Genomic DNA, 22,077 nt, shown 5'->3' on the forward strand with positions numbered 1-22,077 from the left:
TGTGCCCGGCCAGGGGGCCGGGGAGCTCCTCGGGTCAGCCGACGGCGAGGCCCTTCGAGCGGAGGTAGGCGACCGGGTCCACGTCCGAGCCGTAGTCGGGGGTGGTCCGGATCTCGAAGTGGAGGTGCGGGCCGGTCACGTTGCCGGTGGCGCCGGAGAGGCCGACCCGCTGTCCCGCCGTCACGGTCTGGCCGGCCGAGACGGAGAGGGCGGAGAGGTGGCCGTACTGGGCGTAGTGGCCGTCCGCGAGCCGGATGACGACCTGGTTGCCGTAGGCGCCGCCCCAGCCGGCCGTGACGACCGTGCCGGAGCCGACGGCCTTGACCGGGGTGCCGGTCGGGACGACGAAGTCGACGCCGGTGTGGTAGCCGCTGGACCACATGCCGCCGGACACGTGGTAGCCGGTGCCGACGGTGGCGCCGCCGACCGGGAGGGTGAAGCCGGAGGCGGTCGCCGCCGAAGCGGCCGGGGAGGAGGCGGTGTTCGAGGAGGACGCGGCGCCGGAGTCCGCGGCGCCGCTCGACTCCTCGGTGGCGTTCGACTTCGCGGCGTCCGGGGCCGTGGTGGCGCGGCCGCCGAGCGAGAGCTTGAGGCCGGGGTGGATCAGCGAGGGGTTGTCGCCGACGGCCTGCCGGTTGTCGGCGTAGATCCGCTGCCAGCCGCCGCGCACGTCGTGGTCGCGGGCGATCTTCGACAGGTAGTCGCCGGGCACCACGGTGTACGTGCGGTGCACGGAGCCCGCGGCGGCGGACCCCTCGGCGGCCGCCTGGGTCACGGCCGTCGTCCCGGCGGTCGCGAGCGCTCGCGCCGCCGTTCCGGAGACGGACTGCGAAGTGGCCGCGTGGGCGCCGGTGGCCCCCATGAGCGGCAGGGCCAGCGCGGCACCACCGGTTCCGGCGACGGCCATCGAGCGGGTGAGACGCTGGGACTTGGGGCGGCGGTGCTTACCCTTCGCGGGCATGACGCATTCCTCTCCGGCGCCTGCGAGGTGAGCTGTCGGGTTCGGGCTGGAGCTGCCCGGCCACGCGCGAGGCATGGCTGCACCCCTGGCCGTCCCGGGAACCGGAACAGGCGGTCGTACCTGGTGGGTCCCCCGCTCCTGCCGGGCACGGGTGAGTGTGTGGGGACTCCGGACGGCGGCAGGATTCGGCGTTCCGTCCGGATGCGTGGCGAACGTAAGCGAGCGGGACGCGCCCGGACAAGCGGCCGCTTCCCTGCGTCCGGGTTTCGCTTGATCCGTTACCGGAATTCCCGGTCACCCTCCGTGAATTCGATCGACGCCGGCCTTTCAATCCCCCTGAAAAGCATCCGAATTACGTGAGCGTGACGCGCGACGGACGGTCACGAATATGACGCTCCTCACGCACGTCACGCCACGTCCCCCTATTCCAGAGCGAGTTGTAACCAAGCAGCCAATTCGGGCAGAAGGTTCAGATGCGGCACAGTCGGAGAACCGTCGCATCCAGGTCGCCATGCAGTCCGGTGCGCAGTCCGTGGTGCAACAGAACCGCCCCTCGGTGCACTTCGCCCGTTTCGCGGCATTCGTACGACGCCGCCGGGTCGAGCCCCCGCAGCCGCAGCGCCGGGGCCGGCTCGCCGTAGCTCTGCGCCTGGAGCCAGGCGAGGACGACGCTCTCGTCGCCGAGTGTGTACTGCACCGCGCTGAGCCCACCGGTCGGCGGCCGCAGCCGGTACTGGTCGCCGCGCTGCACCAGCGGCCGGATCTCCTTGTAGAGCTCCACCCAGCGGCCGGCCTCGGCGAGCTCCTCCTCGGTCCACCGCGAGAGGTCGCCGCCGACGCCGAGCGCCCCGGCCATGGAGCTGACGAAACGGAAACGCAGGCTGCTGACCCGGCCGTTGAGCTGGTGGTTCGGGCTGTCGGTGACCCAGGCGGACATCACCCGGGCGGGGTGGATCTGGCTGAAGCCGTGCTGGATGGCGAGCCGGTCCAGCGGGTCGGTGTTGTCGGAGGTCCACACCTCGTCGGTGCGGCTCATGATCCCGAGGTCGATACGGCCGCCGCCGCCCGAACAGGACTCGACGGCCACGCCCGGGTGGGCCGCGCGGAGCCGGTCGAGCAGGGCGTACAGCCCGCGGACGTGGTCGACCCACAGGCGCTGCGGGTAGGGCTCGCCGGGCCAGCCCGCGTCGGTGAAGCAGCGGTTGAAGTCCCACTTGAGGTAGTCGATCGGGGCGCCGGACAGGAGGCCGTCGAGCTGCTCCCAGAGGTACTCCCGGACGTCCTCGCGGGCGAGGTTGAGGACGAGCTGGTTGCGCAGCTCCGTCCGCCTGCGGCCCTGCTGGTACTGGACCCAGTCGGGGTGCGCGCGGTACAGCTCGCTGTCCGGGTTGACCATCTCCGGCTCGACCCAGACGCCGAACCGCATGCCGAGGTCGTGCACATGGTCGGCGAGGGGCTTGAGGCCGTTCGGGAAGCGGTCGGGGTTGGGGGTCCAGTCTCCGAGGCCCGCGCGGTCGCTGGTGCGGGCGCCGAACCAGCCGTCGTCGACCACGAACAGCTCGACGCCGATGGCGGCGGCCCGCCGGGCGAGAACGCTCTGCTGCTCCTCGGAGATGTCGAAGGTGGTGGCCTCCCAGGAGTTGAACAGCACCGGCCGGTCCCGGTCGGCGTCCGGGACGACGTACGCGCGCTGGTAGGCGTGCCAGGTGCGGCTGGCGCCGCCGAAGCCGCCGTCGCTCCACAACCCGGCGAAGACCGGGCTGGTGTACGACTCGCCCTCGGCCAGCGTCAGCAGGCCGGAGTCGTCGTAGCCGGCGCCGCCGGTTATCTGCACGCGCGCGTCCGGGAGTTGGGCGACGGCGATGCGCCAGGAGCCGGACCAGCCGAGGGCGCAGCCCCAGACCTCGCCGCGCTCCTCGGTGGCGTCGGTGTCGAGGGCGACCCAGGGCAGGTGCTGGTGGCCGGTGTGGCCGCGGCGGCTGCCGATGACCTTCTCGCCGTAGGTGAGCGGGGCGCTGGTGAGCCGGGACTCGGCGGCCCAGCGGCCGTGCAGCTGGGACAGCCGCCAGCCCTCGCGGTCGGGCAGCGTCCAGGCGGCCGGGTCGGCGCGCAGCAGTTCCACGGGCGCGTGCCCCTGGTTGCCGACGGTCACCCAGCGCTCGACGACGTCGCCGCGCATCCGGTAGTGCAGGGTGATCGCGATCCCGTCGTCCCTGAAGCGCAGCCGCAGCTCCTCCTCGCCCGCGCCGCCCGCCGTCTCGTACGACTCGAAGGTCCACTCGGTGCCGCGGCGCTGCTCGGTGCGCACCGACAGGGCGGGGCGGACGAAGCGGGGGCCGCCCTCGACGGGGTACTCCTCGCGGCCGTCCAGCGGGGACTCGAAGGGCCAGTAGCCGGGCAGGGCGTACGCGGTGAGCGCCTCGGCGTCGGCGAGCCGGATCCTGGGGCCCCAGTGCAGGTGGAGCAGCTCGTCGGCGGCCGTGAGGTGCAGCGCGTAGCTGCTGCCGGGGCCGGAAAGGAGCCAGGTACGACCGTCTTCGGCGATGTCCACCATCGAGAACCTCACACAGGTGCCAACAGATCCGCTCAATCGCCAACATCATCAAGGGCCGCGGGCCCCGAGGCAACGCCTGTGGACAACTCATTGCCTGCGGAAACCGATGTCGTATGGTCGGTTCAGTGCCCGTCGACGAGCAGCGCCGGCGGGGCCGACCGGGAGGAGCCCCCCGTGACGCAGCAGGTCCCGTCGACCGAGCCCGAGCTGGCCGGTGTGCGCAACTTCCGTGACGTGGGCGGCCTGCCGACCGTGGACGGGCGACGGGTGCGGCCGGGCGTGCTGTTCCGCAGCGGGCACCTCGCCCATGCCACGGAGCAGGACGCGGAGTTCCTCGCCTCCCTGGGCCTGCACACGATCTTCGACTTCCGCAACGCGGCCGACCAGAAGCTGGAGGGCCCGGACGTCGAACTGCCCGGCGTGCGGAACATGAACCTGCCGCTGAGCGACCCGGCGGACGGCGCCGAGTTCTGGAAGCTGGTCCGCGAGGGGAACACCGAGCAGCTGCGCGGGCTGCTGGGCGAGGGCCGGGCCGCGGGGCGGATGGTCAGCTCGTACCGCGCGATCGTCGAGGAGCGCACCGGCGAGCACTCGCGCGTGCTGCACGCGATCGCCGAGGACAGCGTCCCGGCGCTGATGCACTGCGCGGCCGGCAAGGACCGGGCGGGCATCTCCATAGCCGTGACGCTGCTCGCGGTGGGCGTGGAGCGGGACGCGATCCTCGCCGACTACCTGGAGTCCAACGCCAAGCACCGCCGTTACAAGGTGCGGCGCAACGGCGGCGGCGAGAGCGCCTACAGCCCCGAGGTGATGGAGCTGCTCAGCCCCCTCTTCGACGCCCGCGCGGAGTACCTGACGGCCGCCTTCGAGACCATCGACGCGACCTGGGGCGGTGTCGAGGCGTATCTGGAGCAGGGTCTGAAGCTCACCGCGGGGACCCGGGAGCGGCTGCGCGAGCGCCTGCTCGACTGAGGCCGGGCCCCGGGCTCAGCCCTTGCCCCCGACCTCGAACAGCAGGTAGAGGAAGGCCGCGAAGACGTGCCCGACGGCGATGTAGATGATCAGCCGGACCCACAGAGCCCGGGGGAACTTCTCCTCGAAGTTGCTCACGGCAGCTCTCCAGTGATCGGCCCCAGGCACAGCGTGGCCGTGGGGCTCTGCAGCAGGGTGTGGACGAACAGGAGCTCGACCCCGTCGTGGTCCTCGGCGGCGAGCCGGTGCGGGGTCAGCGAGTCGAAGTGCGCGCTGTCGCCCGGCGCGAGGACGTGCGCGGTGTCGCCGAGGCGCAGCCGCAGCCGGCCGCGCAGGACGTACAGCCACTCCTCGCCGGGGTGCACCCGCACGATGTCGCCCTGCGAGCCGTAGGGCACCCGGACGCGCAGCGCCTGCATGCCCCGGCCGGACGCCCCGGACTGCCAGTACGTCCAGCCGCCCGCGCGGGTCGGTTCCATGTCACCGGAGCGCACGATCGCGTCCCGGTCGGCGGCGGTCTCCCCCAGCAGCTCCGAGACCGTCGTACCGTAGACACGGGCGAGAGCGAGCAGCATCGGCAGCGAGGGCTGCCGCTGCCCGGTCTCCAGCCGGGACAGATGGGCGGGCGACAGCCCGGCGTCCCGCGCCGCGGCCTCCAGGGTGAGACCGGCGCGGCGGCGCAGGGAGCGCAGCTGCGGGGCGACGGCGGGCAGGTCCCCGGCCGGTCCGCCCGGGTGCTCTGTCTCGGAGGAGCTCATGCCTCCATTGAGCCGCATTCTTGCCTCTGGGGCAATTTTCTTGCCTCAGAGGCAAAAAGCCGGAGGCGGGGCCGCCCGGGACGGGGTCAGCGGTTGGCCACCGCCTGCTTGATGAGCGTCCTGCCGAAGTCCCACATCAGCCCGCCGCCGTTGTGCGCGTCGTCCATGACCTCGGTGAAGGCGTCCACGAACCGGTCCACATCGGCCTCGTCGACGATCAGCGGCGGGATGAGCTTGATCACTTCCAGGTGGTCGCCGGAGACCTGGGTGAGGATGCGGTGCCGTTGCAGCAGCGGTACGACGACCATCTGGGCGAACAGTCCCTTGCGGGCGGCCTGGAGCATGGTCCAGCGGCCGCGCAGCTTCAGCGAGCTGGGCCGGCCGAACTCGATGCCGATCATCAGGCCCCGGCCGCGCACGTCGGCGAGCAGTTCGTAGGTGTCGGTCAGCGCGCCGAGCCGGGCGGTGAGCCGCTCCCCCATGGCACGGGCGTTGGCGACGATCTGGTCGTTCTCCATGACGGAGAGGACGGCGAGACCGGCCGCCATGGCCTGGGCGTTGGCCCCGAAGCTCGCCGAGTGGACCAGCACGCGGTCCATGGACGAGTACACCTTCTTGAAGATCCAGTCCTTGCCGAGGGTGGCTCCGACCGGGACGTATCCGCCGGACAGGGCCTTCGCCACGCACACCAGGTCCGGCTCGACACCCTCCTCGTGCTGATAGGCGTAGAAGTCGCCGGTGCGGCCGAGGCCGGTCTGCACCTCGTCGGCGATGAGCAGCGCCTTGTGCCGGTGGAGCAGTTCCTGGGCGGCGCGCAGGTATCCGGACGGGGCCTCGTGGACGCCCTTGCCCTGGATGGGCTCGACGATCAGCGCGGCGACGTCGCCCTTGCGCAGCTCCCGCGCCAGGGCGTCGAGATCGCCGAGGGGGACGGCCGTGTCGGGGAGCAGCGGGGCGAAGCCGTCACGGAAGCCGTTCTCGCCGTTGACCGACAGGGAGCCGGTGGTCAGGCCGTGGAAGGCGTGGTCGCAGTAGAGGACGCGGGGTCTGCCGGTGGCGAAACGGGCGAACTTCAGGGCCGTCTCGACCGCCTCCGTGCCGCTGTTGCCGAAGAACACCCGGTCCAGGTGCGGGCTGTGGGCGAGCAGCCGCTCGGCGAGCAGTCCGGGCAGCGGCTGGCAGTCGAAGCGGGTGAGGTCGGCCAGCCGGGCGTCCAGGACGTCGTGCAGGGCCTTTTGGACGACGGGGTGGTGACGGCCCAGCCCCATCACCCCGAACCCGGCGAGCATGTCCAGGTAGTCGTTGCCGTCCGCGTCCCAGAAGTGGGCGCCCTCGGCCCGCTCGTAGACCTTGTCGAAGCCGATGGTGTGCAGCATGCGCGGGAGCTGGTGGTTCAGGTACTTGGCATGCAGCTCGTAGCGCTCGCCGCCACGCTCGGCGAGCAGCGCACCGAGGTCGAACTCCGTACTCATTGCCTCTCCTTGTCGACACCCTCGGCATCAGCGCCCCGCAGGGGCGCGGGGCGCATCGATCTGCGGCTGCCGCCGCGGGGCGCGACCGGCCCGGGCGGCGCCGTACCCGCCGAACCGCCCCCCGCGGCACCCCCTTCGGCGCCCCCGGCCCCCCGCCCCGCGAGGCTCGCCCCGATCCGCCCCGCGATCTCCACCGGTGTCAGCCCGATGTCGGCCAGCACCTCCCCCCGCTTGGCGTGTGCCAGGAACTGCTCGGGAATCCCGAACCGCCGTACCGGCACGTCCACTTCGGCGTCGCCGAGCGCGAGCGCCACGGCCGCGCCGACGCCGGCCGCCCGGCTGTTGTCCTCGACGACGGCCACCAGCTCGTGCCCGGCGGCCAGTACGGGCAGCGCCGGGTCCACGGGCTTGACCCAACGGGGGTCCACGACCGTGCAGTCGATGCCCCGGGCGGACAGCAGCTCCGCGGTCTGGAGGCAGACCGGCGCCATCACCCCGACCGCGACCAGCAGCACCTGCGCGTCCGTGTCACGGCGGAGCACGTCGATCCCGCCGACCCGGTCGACCGCCGGGATCCGCGGCCCCACCGACTCCTTCGGGAAGCGGACCAGCGTCGGCGCGTCGTCGACGGCGACCGCCTCGCGCAGCTGGAGCCGCAGCTGCTCGGCGTCGCGCGGTGCGGCGATCCGGAGGCCGGGCACCACCTGGAGGACCGACAGGTCCCACATGCCGTTGTGGGACGCGCCGTCGACGCCGGTCACACCGGCCCGGTCCAGGACGAACGTCACCCCGCAGCGGTGCAGCGCCACGTCCATCAGCAGCTGGTCGAAGGCGCGGTTGAGGAAGGTGGCGTAGACGGCGACCACCGGGTGCAGCCCGCCCGTCGCCAGCCCGGCCGCGGAGACCGCCGCGTGCTGCTCGGCGATGCCGACGTCCCAGACCCGGTCGGGGAAGCGCTCGGCGAACCGGCCGAGGCCGACCGGGTGCAGCATGGCCGCGGTGATGGCGACGACGTCGTCCCGTTCCTCGCCGATCCGGACGATCTCGTCCCCGAAGACCGAGGTCCAGGAGGGCCCGCCCGACGGCGCGAGCGGCTCGCAGGTGAGCGGGTCCATCACGCCGACGGTGTGGAAGCGGTCCTCCTCGTGGGCGAGCGCGGGCTCGTAACCGCGCCCCTTCTCGGTCAGGCAGTGCACGAGCACCGGCCCGTGGAAGCGTTTGGCGCGCCGCAGCGCCGACTCGACCGCCTTGATGTCGTGGCCGTCGATCGGGCCGACGTACTTGAGGCCGAGGTCCTCGAACATGCCCTGCGGGGCGAAGGCGTCCTTGAAGCCCTTCTTGGCGCCGTGCAGGGACTCGTAGACGGTGTTGCCGACGATCGGGGTGCGCAGGAGCACGTCCTTGCCCCAGGCCAGCACCTTCTCGTAGCCGTCGGTGGTGCGCAGGGTGGCGAGGTGGTTGGCGAGCCCGCCGATGGTGGGCGCGTACGAGCGCTCGTTGTCGTTGACGACGATGATCAGCGGCCGGTCCTTGGCGGCGGCGATGTTGTTCAGCGCCTCCCAGGCCATCCCGCCGGTCAGCGCCCCGTCGCCGATCACGGCGACGACGTGTCCCTTCTCCCCCTGCACCTGGCGGGCCTTGGCGAGACCGTCGGCCCAGCCGAGCGCGGTGGAGGCGTGGCTGTTCTCGATGACGTCGTGCTCGGACTCCTCACGCGAGGGGTACCCGGACAGGCCTCCCTTGCCGCGCAGCTTGGAGAAGTCCTGACGGCCTGTCAGCAGCTTGTGCACATAGCTCTGGTGGCCGGTGTCCCAGAGGATGCGGTCGACCGGGGACTCGAAGACCCGGTGCAGTGCCACGGTCAGCTCGACGACCCCCAGGTTGGGCCCGAGGTGGCCGCCGGTCCTGGCGACCGCGTGCACCAGGAACTCGCGTATTTCTTCGGACAGTTCACCGAGTTCCGCCTCGGACAGCGCCTTCAGGTCGCGTGGTCCCCGGATCTTCTCCAGAATCGGCACGCTCGGCCCCCTCTCGGTCCGTGCTGATCAGCTCACGGTGACGGCGGGTGCTCCGGACCCGGCGCCGTCCTTCTCCATCTGCTCGGCGATCTTCATCGCCTCCTCGATGAGGGTCTCCACGATCCTCGACTCCGGCACGGTCTTGACGACCTCGCCCCTGACGAAGATCTGCCCCTTGCCGTTGCCGGAGGCGACCCCGAGGTCGGCCTCCCGCGCCTCGCCGGGGCCGTTGACCACGCAGCCCATGACGGCGACGCGGAGCGGTACCTCCATGCCCTCCAGGCCGGCCGTCACCTCGTCCGCCAGCTTGTAGACGTCGACCTGGGCGCGGCCGCAGGACGGGCAGGAGACGATCTCCAGGCGCCGCTGCCGCAGGTTCAGCGACTCCAGGATCTGGATGCCGACCTTGACCTCCTCGGCGGGCGGCGCGCTCAGCGAGACGCGGATCGTGTCGCCGATGCCCTCGCTCAGCAGGGCGCCGAACGCCACCGCCGACTTGACGGTGCCCTGGAAGGCCGGGCCCGCCTCGGTGACGCCGAGGTGCAGCGGGTAGTCGCAGCGGGCGGCGAGCTGCCGGTACGCCTCGATCATCACGACCGGGTCGTTGTGCTTGACGGAGATCTTGAGGTCCCGGAAGCCGTGCTCCTCGAAGAGCGAGGCCTCCCACAGGGCGCTCTCCACGAGCGCCTCCGGGGTCGCCCTGCCGTGCTTCTCCAGCAGACGCCGGTCCAGCGAACCGGCGTTGACCCCGATCCGGACGGGCGTGCCGTGGTCCTTGGCGGCGCGCGCGATCTCCCGCACCTGGTCGTCGAACTTCTTGATGTTGCCGGGGTTCACGCGCACCGCCGCGCACCCGGCCTCGATCGCGGCGAACACGTACTTCGGCTGGAAGTGGATGTCCGCGATCACCGGGATCTGCGACTTCGCCGCGATGGTCGCCAGGGCGTCCGCGTCGTCCTGCGTGGGGCAGGCGACGCGGACGATCTGGCAGCCGGACGCGGTGAGTTCGGCGATCTGCTGGAGGGTGGCGCCGATGTCCGAGGTGCGGGTGGTGGTCATCGACTGCACCGACACCGGGGCTCCGCCGCCGACCGCGACCGGCCCGACCTGGATCCGCCGGGACACCCGGCGTTCGGCGACCGGCCGGGCCGGGACCTCGGGGAGGCCCAGGGGGATGGCGGTCACCGGGTCACTCCCGGTTCCCGGAGACAGTCTCGCGCATCGCGCGCAGCGACTCCTTCAGGGACCCCATGGTGGCGAGGACGGCGGTGGGCTCGTAGCCGCAGTGCGCCATGCAGTTGGCGCAGCGCGGGTCCTTGCCCCGGCCGTACTTGTCCCAGTCGGTCTTCTCGATGAGTTCGCGGTACGTCGGCACGTACCCGTCGCTCATCAGGTAGCAGGGGCGCTGCCAGCCGAAGAGCGAGTAGTTCGGGATCGCCCAGGCGGTGCACGGGAAGTCGACCTTGCCCTCCAGGAAGTCCAGGAAGAGCGGGGAGTGGTTGAGCCGCCACTTCTTCCGGTTGCCGCCGGAGAAGGCCTTCTTGAACAGCTCCCTGGTCTGCTCCACGCCCAGGAAGTGCTCCTGGTCGGGGGCCTTCTCGTAGGCGTAGGCGGGCGAGATCATCATCTCGTCGACCTTGAGGTCGTCGTTGAGGAAGTTGAGCACCTCGACGATGGTCTGCGGGGTGTCGGTGTTGAAGAAGGTGGAGTTGGTGGTCACCCGGAAGCCGCGGTGCTTGGCCTCCTTGATGGCCGCCACCGCCTCGTCGAACACGCCCTCTTTCGCGACCGACTCGTCGTGCCGCTCGCGCAGCCCGTCGATGTGCACCGCGAAGGCGAAGTAGGGCGAGGGCGTGAACCTGTCCATCTTCTTGCGCAGCAGCATGGCGTTGGTGCACAGGAACACGTACTTGCGCTTCGCCACCAACTGGCGCACGATCTCGTCGATCTGAGGGTGCATCAGGGGCTCGCCGCCCGCGATGGACACCATCGGCGCACCGGACTCCAGCACCGCCCCGACGGCCTGCGCGACCGGCATGCGCTGCTTGAGCACGCCCGCCGGATGCTGGATCTTGCCGCAGCCCTCGCACTTCAGGTTGCACGCGAAGAGCGGTTCCAGCTCCACGATCAGCGGGAACTTGTCCCGCTTGCGGAGCTTCTGTTCAGCCAAGTAAGTAGCGACCTTGATCGACTGGCGCAGCGGCATGGCCATCTGGGCTCACCTCCGAGGGAGCAGCAAAGAACGGTGCCATTCGAAGAAAGCTGGGAGAACGGATCGAAGAACGCGGAAAGCCGATATTCCACCGCGCACCGTGCCGATCCGGACGAGTTCATGTTCAGGAGCGTCCACGACCACCCGTACGGCCGCAACCGGGCGTTCGCCCGTGCGCACGGCGCTCAGCAGGGTGGCCGCCGACTCCATGTCGACCGCGATCGCGCCGGTCGCGAGCAGGTCCGACCGCTCGTGGCCGCGGACGACGTGATCGGAGCCGGTGAGGGGGCCGGTGTGGACGGTGCGTCCGGGCACCGTCCGCGCGAGCTCCTTCACCAGCAGTTCGGTGCCGACGCAGGGGACGCTGCCGCGCGGGTCCCGGGTCTCCTCGGCGACGACCAGGTCGCCGGGGTGCATGCCGGGCGCGAGTCCCGCGCAGAAGCCCGTGGCCAGCACGGCGGCACCGGCGAGCGCGGGATCGGCCAGGAGCCGGGTGACGGACCGTTCCGCCGCCCTGGGGCCCATGCCGGTGCGCACCACGGTGACCGGCCCGTCCGCGCCTCCGCGTTCGCCCGCGCGCAGGGCGAGGTGCTCGATGCCGAGCGCGCAGGCGATCAGCAGCGGGGCGGGGGCGGGCGTGGTGCTCATCAGCTCCCCTCTGCCTCGGGGGTGGGCTCGCCGTGGACGTAGCGGCCGAGCGCGGTGAGCGGGAAGACCTGCCGGTAGAGGTGGTAGTTGATGGAGAAGTCCCAGGGGAAGCCGGTGCCGGTGAAGTACGGCTCGTCCCAGGAGCCGTCCTCCCGCTGGGTCTCGGCGAGCCAGCGCACGCCCCGCTCGACCGGCTTGGCGTCCTTCTCGCCGGCCGCGAGCAGCGCCATCAGCGCCCACGCGGTCTGGGAGGCGGTGGAGGCGCCGCGCCCGCTCCACTCGCCGACGTGCTTGTAGGAGCGCAGGTTCTCGCCCCAGCCGCCGTCGTCGTTCTGGGCGTTCTCCAGCCAGGTCACCGCGCGCCGGATCGCCGGGTGCGCGGCGGGCAGCCCGGCGGCGGTCAGGGCGGGCACCACGGAGCCGGTGCCGTAGACGTAGTTGACGCCCCAGCGGCCGAACCACGAGCCGTCCGGCTCCTGTTCGGCCAGCAGCCACTCGATGCCGCGCCGGGTGCGCGGGTCGTGGGCCAGTCCCTCGAAGGCGAGCATCTCCACGACGTGCGCGGTGACGTCGGCCGAGGGCGGGTCGATCACCTCGCCGAAGTCGCAGAACGGCATCCGGTTGGGGAAGGGGCTGGTGTTGTCGACGTCGAAGGCGCCCCAGGCCCCGTTCTTGGACTGCATGCCGAGGTTCCAGCGGACCCCGCGCCCGATGGCCTTCTCCATGCGCTCGGGGTCGTGGTGTCTGACCCGGCGCAGCGCGAGGACGACCTCGGCGGTGTCGTCGATGTCGGGGTAGTTGTCGTTGTGGAACTCGAACGCCCAGCCGCCCGGCGGGAGCTGGGGGCGTTTGACGGACCAGTCGCCGGGCCGCACGATCTGCTCACCGAGCATCCAGTCGGCGGCCTTGACCAGTTGGGGGTGGTCGGCCGGCACCCCGGCGTCGGCGAGCGCGATGGTGGCCAGGCAGGTGTCCCAGACCGGGGACTGGCAGGCCTCGATCATCCGGGCGCCGTCCTCGCGCCAGACGGCGTAACGATCCAGCGACTCCAGCCCGGCGCGCATCACGGGGTGTTCGAGGTCGTAGCCGAGCAGGTGCAGGGCGATCACCGAGTACACGGCCGGGGGCTGGATGCCGCCCCAGGCGCCGTCGTTCTCCTGCCGCTCGACGATCCAGCGGGCGGCGGAGTTCAGGGCCGAGCCGCGCAGCCGGCGCACGGCGACCTTGCGGTAGCCGCGGACGACCTTGTCGAGCCGCTGGAACAGGCCCTCCCAGCTGATCGCCGGGGCCAGGGGCCTGGGCGGGTTGGGGTCGGCCGGGTCGGTGTGCAGTTCGTCCAGCGGGAAGGGCGCGGGGCGCACCGGGCGCTTGGCCGAGACGACGGTGAGCGGCACGATGGTCTGCCGGGCCCACTGGCCGAAGTTGTAGATGCTGAGCGGGAACCACTTGGGGAAGTAGAGGAGTTCCGGCGGGAGTTCGGGCAGGTCCTCCCATTTCCACCAGCCGAACAGGGCCAGCCAGATGCGGGTGAACACCCGGGAGGCGGCGATCCCGCCGCGCTCGCGGATCCAGGCCGACGCCTTCGCCATGTGCGGCGCGCCGGGCTCGTCGCCGGCCAGCCGCAGGGCGACGTACGCCTCGATGGTGGTGGAGAGTTCACCAGGGCCGCCGTAGAACGTGGCCCAGGTGCCGTCCTCGCGTTGCTCGCCCCGGATGAACAGGGCGGCGGCGGTCGTGGTCGACTCGTCTCGGATGCCCAGGAACTGACGGAGCAGCAGATCCTCGGCGTCCATGGTGACGTTGGTCTCCAGGTCGCCCTTCCACCAGCCCTGCGCGTCCTGGAGGGCGAGCAGCTGGTCGGTGGCGCGCCGCACGGCGCGTTCGGCGGCTTCTTGTACCCCGGCCGCCACGGGGGTGGTGTCGGTGTCGCTGGCCGAGGCAGCGCGGGGCGGAACTGTGGCCCCGGTGCTTCCGTCGGTCGTCGCTGTCATGGCTTCCCCTTCGTGCAGTCGTACGAAATCGTTCTGCTGTGGGTCCGCCGTCGGCCGGTGCTGGCTGCGCGCTCGCACCGGCCGGCGACTACGCGAGGGCTATTCGACCGATAGTGATCATCTCTTTCGTACGACGACGAAGTCGGCCAGCGCCGCGAACCGGTCCCGTACCCGGTCGGGCATGTCCACGGCGTGCAGGGCCTCGATGGCGATGGTGTGCTGACGACGCGCCTCTTCGGCGGTCCACTCGCGGCCGCCGGCCTCCTCGATGAGGGCGGCGCGGGCGGCGAACTCCTCCTCGGAGAAGTTCTCGAAGTCGCTGCTCTTGGCGTCGGCGGCGAGGATCTCGCCGAGCCGCTCGGAGGCGGAGCCGCCCGCCGCGAGCGCGGCGACCACCGGCAGGGACTTCTTGCGCTGGCGCAGGTCGCTCCAGGTCTGCTTGCCGGTGGAGTCCGGGTCGCCCCAGATGCCGAGCAGGTCGTCGACGGCCTGGAAGGCGAGGCCCAGGTGGTAGCCGTACCTCTCCAGGGTGTCGGCGGTGCGGTCGTCGGCGCCGCCGAGCACCGCGCCGATGGAGCTGGAGGCGGCGAGCAGGGCACCGGTCTTGTTGCCCTCCATCTCCAGGCACTCCTCGACGCTGACGCGGTCGCGGTGCTCGTAGGAGATGTCCTGCGCCTGGCCGTCGATGAGGGCGCGGGTGGCGGTGGTGATCCGGCGGGTGGCGCGGCCGGCCTCGACGGTGCCCAGCTCCAGCAGGATCTCGTTGGCGAGGGCGAACAGGGCGTCGCCGACCAGGATGGCCTGGGCGGGGCCGTGCACCTTCCAGACGGTGTCGCGGTGGCGGCGCTGCTCGTCGCCGTCCATCAGGTCGTCGTGCAGCAGCGAGAAGTTGTGGACGAGTTCGACGGCGACGGCGCCGGGGATGCCGACCTCGGGGGCGGCTCCGGTGACCTCGGCGGACAGGACCGCGAGCGCGGGGCGCACGGCCTTGCCGCCGTCGCCGTCGGCGGGGTTGCCCTCCGCGTCGATCCAGCCGAAGTGGTAGGCGGCCACGGTGTCCATGGGAGATGCCAGACGGTCCACGGCCGCGCGCAGAACCGGTGTGGCAAGGGTCCGGCCGCGCTCCAGGAGCGCGGTCACGTCCACCGCGTCGGCAGCCGTCTCGGCCGGGGGCACAGTGGGCACAGTTTCTCCTCTTGTTGCGGTACCGGGGGTGCGGGGGCCTGCCGCGTGCTGGTCGAGCGTCACGCCGCCTCCTCGAACTCGAAGAGGTGCCGTGGGCGGGGCCGGCCCAGGGTGCGCAACGCGGCGTCGGCCGCGCTCACTCCGCTGCGGACCGCACTCTCCATGGTCGCGGGCCACCCGGTGGCGGTCCACGCCCCGGCCAGGTAGAGGCCGGGTGACTTGGTGCGGGCGCCGGGCCGCAGCCGCCCGACGCCGGGGGTGGGGGCGAACGTCGCGGTGCGCTCCCGGGTCACGAAGAAGTCCCGCACCCCGGCGCCGCGCGCGCCGGGCAGCAGCCGTTCCAGCTCGGGCAGGTAGCGCTCGCGCAGGTCGGCCACGGGGGTGTCGATCTCGTCCTGGGCCGCCGACTGGGACAGCGCGAGGTACTGGCCCTCGCGCAGCCCGGAGGCGTGGGTGCGGTCGAACACCCACTGGACCGGGGTGCCCAGGGCCGCGAAGAACGGCCGGGCGAGCACCTTGCGGTCGTAGACCACGTGGACGTTGAGGATCGGCGCGGTGCCGATCTCCAGCAGGTTTCCGGGGGCGTCCAGGGCGCCGGCCGGCAGCAGGTCGTACGCCTCGCGCTGGGCCACGGCGAGGACGACGGCGTCCGCGGTGAGCGTCTCGCCGGGAACCTGAACGCTCCAGGCGCCGTTCTCGTTGTGGGAGACGGAGGTGACGCGTGTACGGACCTCGGTACGCACGCCCGCGGAGTCGAGCGCCTTGCGGGCCAGCCGGTCGTGCAGTTCGCCCAGCGGCACATGGGCCCAGCCGATGTCGGCCGCGCCCGGGTCGGACAGCAGACCGGTCTTGAACACCATCGCGGCGAGCCCCAGCGAGGCGTCGCCCGCGACCGCGTTGAGGGTGGCGACCCCGACCAGGTCCCACAGGGCCTCGACGGCACGCGCCGACTGGCCGTGGGCGGCCAGCCAGCTGCCGAAGTCCTGTGCGTCCAGGCCCGGATCGGCGAGGTCGAGCCCCTTGAGCGCGAGCGCGGCACGCCCCACCCCGGCCCGCTCGGCGAGCGAGAGGTGCGGATACGTGGCCAGGCTGCGCCCCAGATGCAGGGGTACGGGCAGCGGGTCGCGGCGGAGCCTGCCCAGGCGCCGCCCCTCGGGCTTGTCGAGGTCGAGCACGGGCACGTCTAGGCGGTCCTGCACCGGTGCCAGCGCCGTGCCCTCGATGCGGTCGAGGAACCAGCGGTAGGCGGTACAGCAACGCAGGTACACGTGCTGGCCGTTGTCCACGGTCAGCTCGCCGCGTTGGAAGGAGAAGGCGAGCCCGCCCAGCCTCGGCCTGCCTTCGAGCAAGGTGACGCGCACGCCCGCGTCGGCGAGCGCCAGCGCGGCCGTGACGCCGGCGAGGCCGCCGCCGATCACGACGGCGGTGCGCCCGGACGGGACGTCGTCCTGCGCCCGCTCGGTGCCCGTGCCGCCGCTCATCGCGTCCCCTCCCCTGCCCGCCCGCGGTGCGTGTGGAACGGACCGCCGCAGGCCGTCGCAGTCAGGGACGCCACGCCATGGCGGAGGGTTGCCTGCCGTTTTTCTCCGGCGGAGTCGCCTTGGCCCACCTTGTCCATCAGGCGCGCCTCCTGACGGTCAGGCGGGAGGTGTGGCGCCGGGTGTCGATCCCGGACAGGCCGCGCATGGCGACGTACGCCTTCTCGCGTCCGGGCAGCGAGACCCGGCCGCGCAGCACCGCCTCCGGTTCGCGCTCGATGCGGTCGAGCAGGCGGCGGTAGATGCCGGCCATGGCGGCGACACAGGCGCCGCTGCGCCGGTCCAGCATGGGCAGCAGCCGGTAGCCCTCGGCGAAGAGGGCGCGGGCCCGCCGGACCTCGAAGTGCACCAGGCCCGCGAAGTCGGAGCCCTCCGGCGGGGTCGGCCCGTGGAAACCGGCCGAGCAGCCGAACTTGGCGAGGTCGTCGGAGGGCAGATAGGTACGGCCGTTCCCGGCGTCCTCGCGGATGTCCCGGAGGATGTTGGTGAGCTGGAGCGCGAGCCCGAGCGTGTCGGCGTACTCCGGCGCGCGCTCGGCGCCACGCGCCCCCGGTTCGGTGCCGAACACGCCGAGCGAGAGCCGGCCGATGGCGCCGGCCACGCAGCGGCAGTAGAGCTTGAGGTCGTCCCAGGTCTCGTAGGTCTCGCCGCGGACGTCCATCAGGACCCCGTCGATCAGCTCGTCCAGACCGCCGAGCGGGATCGGGAAGACCTGGGCGGCGTGCGCGAGGGCGACCGCGACCGGGTCGGTGTCGTCCTCGCCGACCGCGCCCTCCTGGACCCGGGCGAGCAGCGCCCGGGTGTCCTCCAGGCGGGCCGCCTTCACGTCGTCCGCCAGCGCGCCGTCGCCGATGTCGTCGACACGCCGGGAGAAGGCGTAGAGCGCCGACATGGCGCGCCGCTTGGGCGCCGGCAGCAGCCTGATGCCGTACGCGAAGTTCCGTGCCTGCTGTCCGGTGACGGTCTCGCAGTAGCTGTAGGCGGCGAGTACCGGTGCGGACACGTGTGTGGGAGATTCCACGGTCCGGATCACCCCTTTCCTCGCAGAGTCACGCCCACCTCACGCAGCAACCGGCCCTTGCCGGGCTTGGGCGGGCCGGGTAGTACGTCGTATTCGGCGGCGGCGATCGCGTGGACCGCCGCCCTTCCCCCTGCCACGAACCCCGCGAGCAGCAACTTCAACCTGCCGTGGACGCTACCCACCAGGGGGGCGCCTTCATTCAGGAGGTCGCGGGCGCGTTGTGCTTCGTATGCAACCAGCGCGCGCACCGATGCGCCCGCGCTTTTCGCGGCGAGATCCGCTTCCCGGACATGAAAGCGCTTCATGTCCGCGGCGGGCAGATAGATCCGGTCGCGGCCGAGGTCCTCGGTCACGTCCTGGAGGTGTTCGACGATCTGGAGCGCCGTGCAGACCGCGTCGGAGAGGCGGATCCGCTCGGGGGTCGAGGTGCCGGTGACGGCGAGGACCAGGCGGCCGACGGGGTTGGCCGACAGCTCGCAGTAGGCGAGCAGGTCGTCGTAGGTCTCGTAGCGCTTGACCAGCTGGTCCTGGCGGTTGGCGGCGATCAGCCCGAGGAACGGCCCGGGGGTCAGCGCGCGACGGCGGACCGTGGGCTGGAGCCGGCGCAGCAGGGGGTGGCGCGGGGTGGAGTCGAAGACGCGGCGCAGGTCGGCCTCGAAGGCGTCGAGGAGGAGCAGGCGGTCCTCGGCCTCGGCCGGGCCGACCCCGAGGAGCCGGGCGTCGGCGCCGCCGGGGGCGAGGTCGCCGTCGCCGATGTCGTCGACGAGGCGGGCGAAGCCGTACACCGCCATGAGGTCGTCGCGCCAGTCCTTGGGCAGGAAGAACGGGGCCACGGGGAAGTTCTCGTCCGCCGCCTTGTCCAGGGTTCCGCGCTCCGGGTCTCCGGTGGGCGCCGGGGTGGTCGCCGTCACCGTTCGCTGCCCGGGGCGGGGACGGCGCGGCCTGCGTTGAGCTGGGGAGTTTCCGTAGCCATTGCCGTCACATCTCCCGTTCTACACTGCCGACCCAATACACACTATTTCGGACACGCCGCCCAGGAGTCCGCGGGGCGGCCCGGCGGAGGGTGTCGCGCATTATCGCCCCACTTGCCGCTTTCCGGGACCGGTACAGCTTACGTTGTACAACGCATCGAGGTTCGCCGGGGTGTCCCGCAGATCACAACAACACACCGATTGGCGTCAAGATTCCTAAGGCGGGCCGGAGTTGACGTTTCCTTTGCAGACGCCGGGCCCCGCCGGAAAGGTTGCGGCGGGGCCCGGGTCGCGACGGGCTACTTGCCCGTGAACTTCTCGTACTCCTTGAGCACCTCTTCGGTCGGGCCGTCCATGCGCAGCTCGCCGCGCTCCAGCCACAGGACGCGGTCGCAGGTGTCCCGGATCGACTTGTTGTTGTGGCTCACCAGGAAGACCGTGCCCGCGTGCTCGCGCAGCTCGCGGATGCGGTCCTCGGAGCGCCTGCGGAAGGCCGCGTCACCGGTGGCCAGCGCCTCGTCGATCATGAGGACGTCGTGGTCCTTGGCGGCGGCGATGGAGAAGCGCAGCCGGGCCGCCATGCCGGAGGAGTAGGTGCGCATGGGCAGGGTGATGAAGTCGCCCTTGTCGTTGATCCCGGAGAACTCGACGATGCCCTGGTAGCGGTCCTTGATCTGCTCGCGGCTCATGCCCATGGCGAGCCCGCCCAGGATGACGTTCCGCTCGCCCGTGAGGTCGTTCATCAGGGCCGCGTTGACGCCGAGCAGCGAGGGCTGGCCGTGGGTGTAGACCCGGCCCTCCTCGGCGGGCAGCAGGCCGGCGATGGCGCGCAGCAGGGTGGACTTGCCGGAGCCGTTGGAGCCGATCAGGCCGATGGCCTCGCCCCGGTAGGCGACGAAGGAGACCCCGCGGACCGCGTGCACCTTGCGCACGCCCCGGTCCTCGCGGCGCCGGACGATACGGCTGAGGGCCGAGGTCGCGCTGCCCTTGCCGGACTTGGCGCCGTTGACGCGGTAGACGATGTGCACGTCCTCCGCGATGACGGTGGGGACCCGGCCCCCGATGGTCTGCTCAGCCACGGCCGTACCGCTCCTCAGCCTTCCAGAAGTACACGAACCCGCCGGCGAACACGACCACGGCCCAGGACAGGGCGACGGCCCAGACGTGCGGCGGGAGGTTCGAGGCGCCGTAACCGTCGATCAGCGCGAAGCGCATCAGGTCCATGTAGACGGTGGCGGGGTTCATCTGGAGGAGCGTGCGTGCCCACTCCGGGCGGCCCTCCATCATCTTGGTGATCGAGAACATCACGCCGGACATGTACATCCAGGTGCGCAGCACGAACGGCAGCAGCTGGGCGAGGTCCGGGGTCTTGGCGCCCATCCTGGCCACGATCAGGGCCAGGCCGGTGTTGAAGAGGAAGAGCAGGAACAGGATCGGCAGGACCAGCACCCAGGACAGCCCCGGGCGGCTGCCGAAGCCGACCACCACCGCGACCATGACGATCATCGAGAACAGCAGCTGCTGGAGCTGCTGGAGCGCGAAGGAGATCGGCAGCGAGGCGCGCGGGAAGTGCAGCGCGCGCACCAGTCCGAGGTTGCCGGAGATCGCGCGCACGCCCGTCATGATCGAGCTCTGCGTGAAGGTGAAGGTGAACACCCCGGTGACCAGGAACGGGATGTAGACGTCCTGGGACATGCCGCGGCTGGCGTGCAGGATGACACCGAAGATGAAGTAGTACACCGCCGCGTTCAGCAGCGGGGTGGCCACCTGCCAGAGCTGGCCGAGCTTGGCCTGGCTGTACTGGGCCGTGAGCTTCGCCTGGGAGAAGGTCAGGATGAAGTGGCGCCGTCCCCAGAGCTGGCGTACGTACTCGACGAGCGAGGGGCGGGCGCCGCTCACCGCGAGCCCGTGCCTGGCGGCCAGCTGCGCGGCCGTGAGGCCCTCGTCGGGCGACGGCACCGCGGTCACCGCGATCCCGCCGTCATGCGTTGTCTCACTCAAGGGTGGAGGCCTTCGTCTTCAGGTTCGTCTTACGTTCGTCTTACAGAATTGTGCTACCGGGGTCGGCGGGTGTCCGCACGCGGACGCGTTCCCGGGGGCCGGGCGCGCGGCACCGCGCGTCCCGGCTCCTTCGAGCTTGTCAGATCACCGGGGGCCGGCCCAGTCGGGTCAGCCTCCAGACGGTCCGCCAGCGCATGGGCCGGCGGGGTCCGCACGGGGTGGCCCAGCCCTCCCGGAACCCGGCGAACCAGGCCCGCAGCGCCGGGCGGGAGGGGCGGCGCACCAGGGTGAGCAGCATCCACACGCCGAGGTACAGCGGGACCAGCGGGGCGGGCAGGTTGCGGCGGGCGAGCCAGACCCGGTTGCGGGCGACCATCCGGTGGTAGACCGCGTGCCGGGAGGGGGCGGTCGTGGGGTGGAACAGCACCATGTCCGACCGGTAGTCGATCATCCAGCCGGCGTCCAGGGCCCGCCAGGCCAGGTCGGTCTCCTCGTGGGCGTAGAAGAACTCGTCCGGCAGACCGCCGACCTCGGCGAAGACCTGGGTGCGGACGGCGTTGGCGCCGCCCAGGAAGGTGGTGACCCGGGAGGAGCGCATCGGGTCGGCGGCCCGCAGCCTGGGCACGTGCCGGCGCTGGGTCTCACCGCTCTCCGGGTCGGCGATGCGGAAGCTGATGATGCCGAGCTTCGGGTCGGCGGTGAACGCCCGGCGGCACAGCTCGGCGGTGTCGTGCTCGGCGAGCAGGCCGTCGTCGTCCAGGAAGAGCAATATGTCGACGTCCCGGCCGCTCGGGCCGAAGGCCTCCATACCGACGTTGCGGCCGCCGGGGATGCCCAGGTTCTCGGGCAGCTCTATGGTCCGCACGCCCGTGGGGACGTCCGGGACGGGCGAGCCGTTGCCGACGACGACCACCTCGACCCGCTCGCCGTCCTGCTTGGCGACCGAGTCGAGCAGGGCGCGCAGCTCGTCGGGGCGGTTGCCCATGGTGATGACGACCGCGCCGACCTTCAGCCCGGCGCTCACCGCAGCCTGCTCGAGGCGAGGACGGAGACCAGGTGCAGCAGGGTCTGCAGCAGGGCGATGCCGGCCAGCACGGCGGTGGCGAGCCGGGTCCAGAAGAGGTCGCCGTGGAAGTGGTCGGCGACGGCGAGGGCCAGGATCAGCAGCGAGGCCTCGATGCCGAGGATCAGCCGGTGGAACTTGAAGGCGGCGGCGGCCCGGCGGGCCAGCGCCATCCCGGAGGAGCGCATCTCGGCGGCGGCCTCCTTGACCACGGGCAGGCCGGCCTGGTGGCGGGCCACGCCGACCAGGTCGGTCTCGGCCTTGATCAGGATCGCGCCGAGCGCGGCCAGCGTGCCGAGGAACGCCCACAGCCAGTCGATACGGCCGCTGCCGAACAGGTCGGCGGCGCGCAGCCCGAGCCCGACCAGCACGGCCGCGTCGGTCAGGTACGCGCCCACCCGGTCGAGGTAGACACCGCCCAGCGAGTACTGCTGCTTCCAGCGCGCGACCTCGCCGTCGACGCAGTCCAGCAGCAGGTACATCTGGACGCACACCACGCCGAGCACGGCGCCCCAGACGCCCGGCACCAGCAGCGCCGGGCACGCGAGGACGCCGAAGACGGTCATCAGGTACGTGAGCTGGTTGGGCGTGACCCTGGTGTTCACCAGGTAGCGGTCGACCCGCAGGGACACCTCACGCATGTAGAGGCGCCCCATCCAGTGCTCACCGCTGCGCCGGTCCTTGACCCCCACGGGGTGCACGACCGGACGGA

General features: G+C 71.8%; 20 protein-coding genes and 1 riboswitch. Of the genes, 1 reads left to right on the plus strand and 19 read right to left on the minus strand.

Annotated features, from left to right (window positions below):
• Nucleotides 1–34: 34 nt before the first annotated feature.
• Both ACZ619_RS01500 and ACZ619_RS01505 read right to left on the minus strand, forming a co-directional pair.
• Nucleotides 35–961 carry a M23 family metallopeptidase gene (locus tag ACZ619_RS01500; protein WP_469592820.1) on the minus strand — a complete coding sequence of 309 codons (927 nt, stop codon included), beginning with the start codon at nucleotides 959–961 and terminating at the stop codon, nucleotides 35–37.
• Nucleotides 962–965: 4 nt separating this feature from the next.
• Nucleotides 966–1,125: riboswitch (cyclic di-AMP (ydaO/yuaA leader) on the minus strand.
• A gap of 305 nt (nucleotides 1,126–1,430) precedes the next feature.
• A complete protein-coding gene (locus ACZ619_RS01505) occupies nucleotides 1,431–3,515 on the minus strand; it encodes an alpha-galactosidase (protein ID WP_469593257.1) in 2,085 nt (694 codons plus the stop codon).
• Nucleotides 3,516–3,689: 174 nt separating this feature from the next.
• Here ACZ619_RS01505 and ACZ619_RS01510 point away from each other — a divergent pair, with 174 nt between their 5' ends.
• Nucleotides 3,690–4,487, plus strand: a complete 798-nt coding sequence (locus tag ACZ619_RS01510) for a tyrosine-protein phosphatase (RefSeq protein ID WP_469592821.1) — start codon at nucleotides 3,690–3,692, stop codon at nucleotides 4,485–4,487.
• A gap of 15 nt (nucleotides 4,488–4,502) precedes the next feature.
• Here ACZ619_RS01510 and ACZ619_RS01515 read toward each other — a convergent pair whose 3' ends face one another.
• From ACZ619_RS01515 to ACZ619_RS01595, 17 genes are all read right to left on the minus strand, one after another.
• Complete coding sequence (locus tag ACZ619_RS01515; protein WP_469592823.1) at nucleotides 4,503–4,625, minus strand: DUF6126 family protein; 123 nt, start codon at nucleotides 4,623–4,625, stop codon at nucleotides 4,503–4,505.
• Nucleotides 4,622–5,245 (minus strand): helix-turn-helix domain-containing protein, encoded by a 624-nt coding sequence (locus ACZ619_RS01520; RefSeq protein ID WP_469592825.1) that lies wholly within the window; start codon nucleotides 5,243–5,245, stop codon nucleotides 4,622–4,624. The genes ACZ619_RS01515 and ACZ619_RS01520 overlap by 4 nt, the downstream gene beginning before the upstream one ends.
• Before the next feature lie 86 nt (nucleotides 5,246–5,331).
• Nucleotides 5,332–6,717 carry an aspartate aminotransferase family protein gene (locus ACZ619_RS01525; protein WP_469592827.1) on the minus strand — a complete coding sequence of 462 codons (1,386 nt, stop codon included), beginning with the start codon at nucleotides 6,715–6,717 and terminating at the stop codon, nucleotides 5,332–5,334.
• Nucleotides 6,714–8,735 (minus strand): 1-deoxy-D-xylulose-5-phosphate synthase, encoded by a 2,022-nt coding sequence (gene dxs, locus ACZ619_RS01530; protein ID WP_469592829.1) that lies wholly within the window; start codon nucleotides 8,733–8,735, stop codon nucleotides 6,714–6,716. The genes ACZ619_RS01525 and dxs overlap by 4 nt, the downstream gene beginning before the upstream one ends.
• A 27-nt stretch (nucleotides 8,736–8,762) precedes the next feature.
• Entirely contained in the window at nucleotides 8,763–9,920 is a 1,158-nt protein-coding gene (gene ispG, locus ACZ619_RS01535; protein WP_469592831.1) for a flavodoxin-dependent (E)-4-hydroxy-3-methylbut-2-enyl-diphosphate synthase, read from the minus strand.
• Nucleotides 9,921–9,924: 4 nt separating this feature from the next.
• A complete protein-coding gene (hpnH, locus tag ACZ619_RS01540) occupies nucleotides 9,925–10,947 on the minus strand; it encodes an adenosyl-hopene transferase HpnH (RefSeq protein ID WP_469592833.1) in 1,023 nt (340 codons plus the stop codon).
• 6 nt (nucleotides 10,948–10,953) lie between these two features.
• On the minus strand, nucleotides 10,954–11,595 hold the full coding sequence (locus ACZ619_RS01545; protein ID WP_469592835.1) for a phosphorylase family protein: 642 nt from the start codon (nucleotides 11,593–11,595) through the stop codon (nucleotides 10,954–10,956).
• Entirely contained in the window at nucleotides 11,595–13,586 is a 1,992-nt protein-coding gene (shc, locus tag ACZ619_RS01550; RefSeq protein ID WP_469592836.1) for a squalene--hopene cyclase, read from the minus strand. Before shc ends, ACZ619_RS01545 begins: the two co-directional genes overlap by 1 nt.
• 117 nt (nucleotides 13,587–13,703) lie before the next feature.
• Nucleotides 13,704–14,771, minus strand: a complete 1,068-nt coding sequence (locus ACZ619_RS01555) for a polyprenyl synthetase family protein (protein WP_469592838.1) — start codon at nucleotides 14,769–14,771, stop codon at nucleotides 13,704–13,706.
• 59 nt (nucleotides 14,772–14,830) lie between these two features.
• A complete protein-coding gene (hpnE, locus tag ACZ619_RS01560; RefSeq protein ID WP_469592840.1) occupies nucleotides 14,831–16,252 on the minus strand; it encodes a hydroxysqualene dehydroxylase HpnE in 1,422 nt (473 codons plus the stop codon).
• Complete coding sequence (locus tag ACZ619_RS01565) at nucleotides 16,249–16,389, minus strand: DUF6380 family protein (RefSeq protein ID WP_469592842.1); 141 nt, start codon at nucleotides 16,387–16,389, stop codon at nucleotides 16,249–16,251. The genes hpnE and ACZ619_RS01565 overlap by 4 nt, the downstream gene beginning before the upstream one ends.
• Nucleotides 16,389–17,342 (minus strand): presqualene diphosphate synthase HpnD, encoded by a 954-nt coding sequence (gene hpnD, locus ACZ619_RS01570; protein WP_469592844.1) that lies wholly within the window; start codon nucleotides 17,340–17,342, stop codon nucleotides 16,389–16,391. The genes ACZ619_RS01565 and hpnD overlap by 1 nt, the downstream gene beginning before the upstream one ends.
• Complete coding sequence (gene hpnC, locus ACZ619_RS01575) at nucleotides 17,339–18,241, minus strand: squalene synthase HpnC (RefSeq protein WP_469592846.1); 903 nt, start codon at nucleotides 18,239–18,241, stop codon at nucleotides 17,339–17,341. The genes hpnD and hpnC overlap by 4 nt, the downstream gene beginning before the upstream one ends.
• 359 nt (nucleotides 18,242–18,600) lie before the next feature.
• Nucleotides 18,601–19,380 (minus strand): ABC transporter ATP-binding protein, encoded by a 780-nt coding sequence (locus ACZ619_RS01580; protein WP_469592848.1) that lies wholly within the window; start codon nucleotides 19,378–19,380, stop codon nucleotides 18,601–18,603.
• The gene (locus tag ACZ619_RS01585) at nucleotides 19,373–20,302 is read right to left on the minus strand and encodes an ABC transporter permease (RefSeq protein ID WP_469592850.1); all 930 of its coding nucleotides are present in this window, start codon (nucleotides 20,300–20,302) and stop codon (nucleotides 19,373–19,375) included. Before ACZ619_RS01585 ends, ACZ619_RS01580 begins: the two co-directional genes overlap by 8 nt.
• 139 nt (nucleotides 20,303–20,441) lie before the next feature.
• The gene (locus tag ACZ619_RS01590) at nucleotides 20,442–21,326 is read right to left on the minus strand and encodes a glycosyltransferase family 2 protein (protein WP_469592852.1); all 885 of its coding nucleotides are present in this window, start codon (nucleotides 21,324–21,326) and stop codon (nucleotides 20,442–20,444) included.
• Nucleotides 21,323–22,066, minus strand: a complete 744-nt coding sequence (locus ACZ619_RS01595) for a CDP-alcohol phosphatidyltransferase family protein (protein WP_469592853.1) — start codon at nucleotides 22,064–22,066, stop codon at nucleotides 21,323–21,325. The genes ACZ619_RS01590 and ACZ619_RS01595 overlap by 4 nt, the downstream gene beginning before the upstream one ends.
• Nucleotides 22,067–22,077 lie beyond the last annotated feature (11 nt).

The organism is Streptomyces sp. NPDC104367, assembly GCF_055583825.1.

Excerpts from the sequence above, each read along its gene's own strand:
- ACZ619_RS01500 (WP_469592820.1), bottom strand. The coding sequence starts at position 961 with ATGCCCGCGAAGGGTAAGCACCGCCGCCCCAAGTCCCAGCGTCTCACC.
- ACZ619_RS01505 (WP_469593257.1), bottom strand. The coding sequence starts at position 3,515 with ATGGTGGACATCGCCGAAGACGGTCGTACCTGGCTCCTTTCCGGCCCC.
- ACZ619_RS01520 (WP_469592825.1), bottom strand. The coding sequence starts at position 5,245 with ATGAGCTCCTCCGAGACAGAGCACCCGGGCGGACCGGCCGGGGACCTG.
- ACZ619_RS01525 (WP_469592827.1), bottom strand. The coding sequence starts at position 6,717 with ATGAGTACGGAGTTCGACCTCGGTGCGCTGCTCGCCGAGCGTGGCGGC.
- hpnH (WP_469592833.1), bottom strand. The coding sequence starts at position 10,947 with ATGGCCATGCCGCTGCGCCAGTCGATCAAGGTCGCTACTTACTTGGCT.
- ACZ619_RS01545 (WP_469592835.1), bottom strand. The coding sequence starts at position 11,595 with ATGAGCACCACGCCCGCCCCCGCCCCGCTGCTGATCGCCTGCGCGCTC.
- shc (WP_469592836.1), bottom strand. The coding sequence starts at position 13,586 with ATGACAGCGACGACCGACGGAAGCACCGGGGCCACAGTTCCGCCCCGC.
- hpnE (WP_469592840.1), bottom strand. The coding sequence starts at position 16,252 with ATGAGCGGCGGCACGGGCACCGAGCGGGCGCAGGACGACGTCCCGTCC.
- ACZ619_RS01565 (WP_469592842.1), bottom strand. The coding sequence starts at position 16,389 with ATGGACAAGGTGGGCCAAGGCGACTCCGCCGGAGAAAAACGGCAGGCA.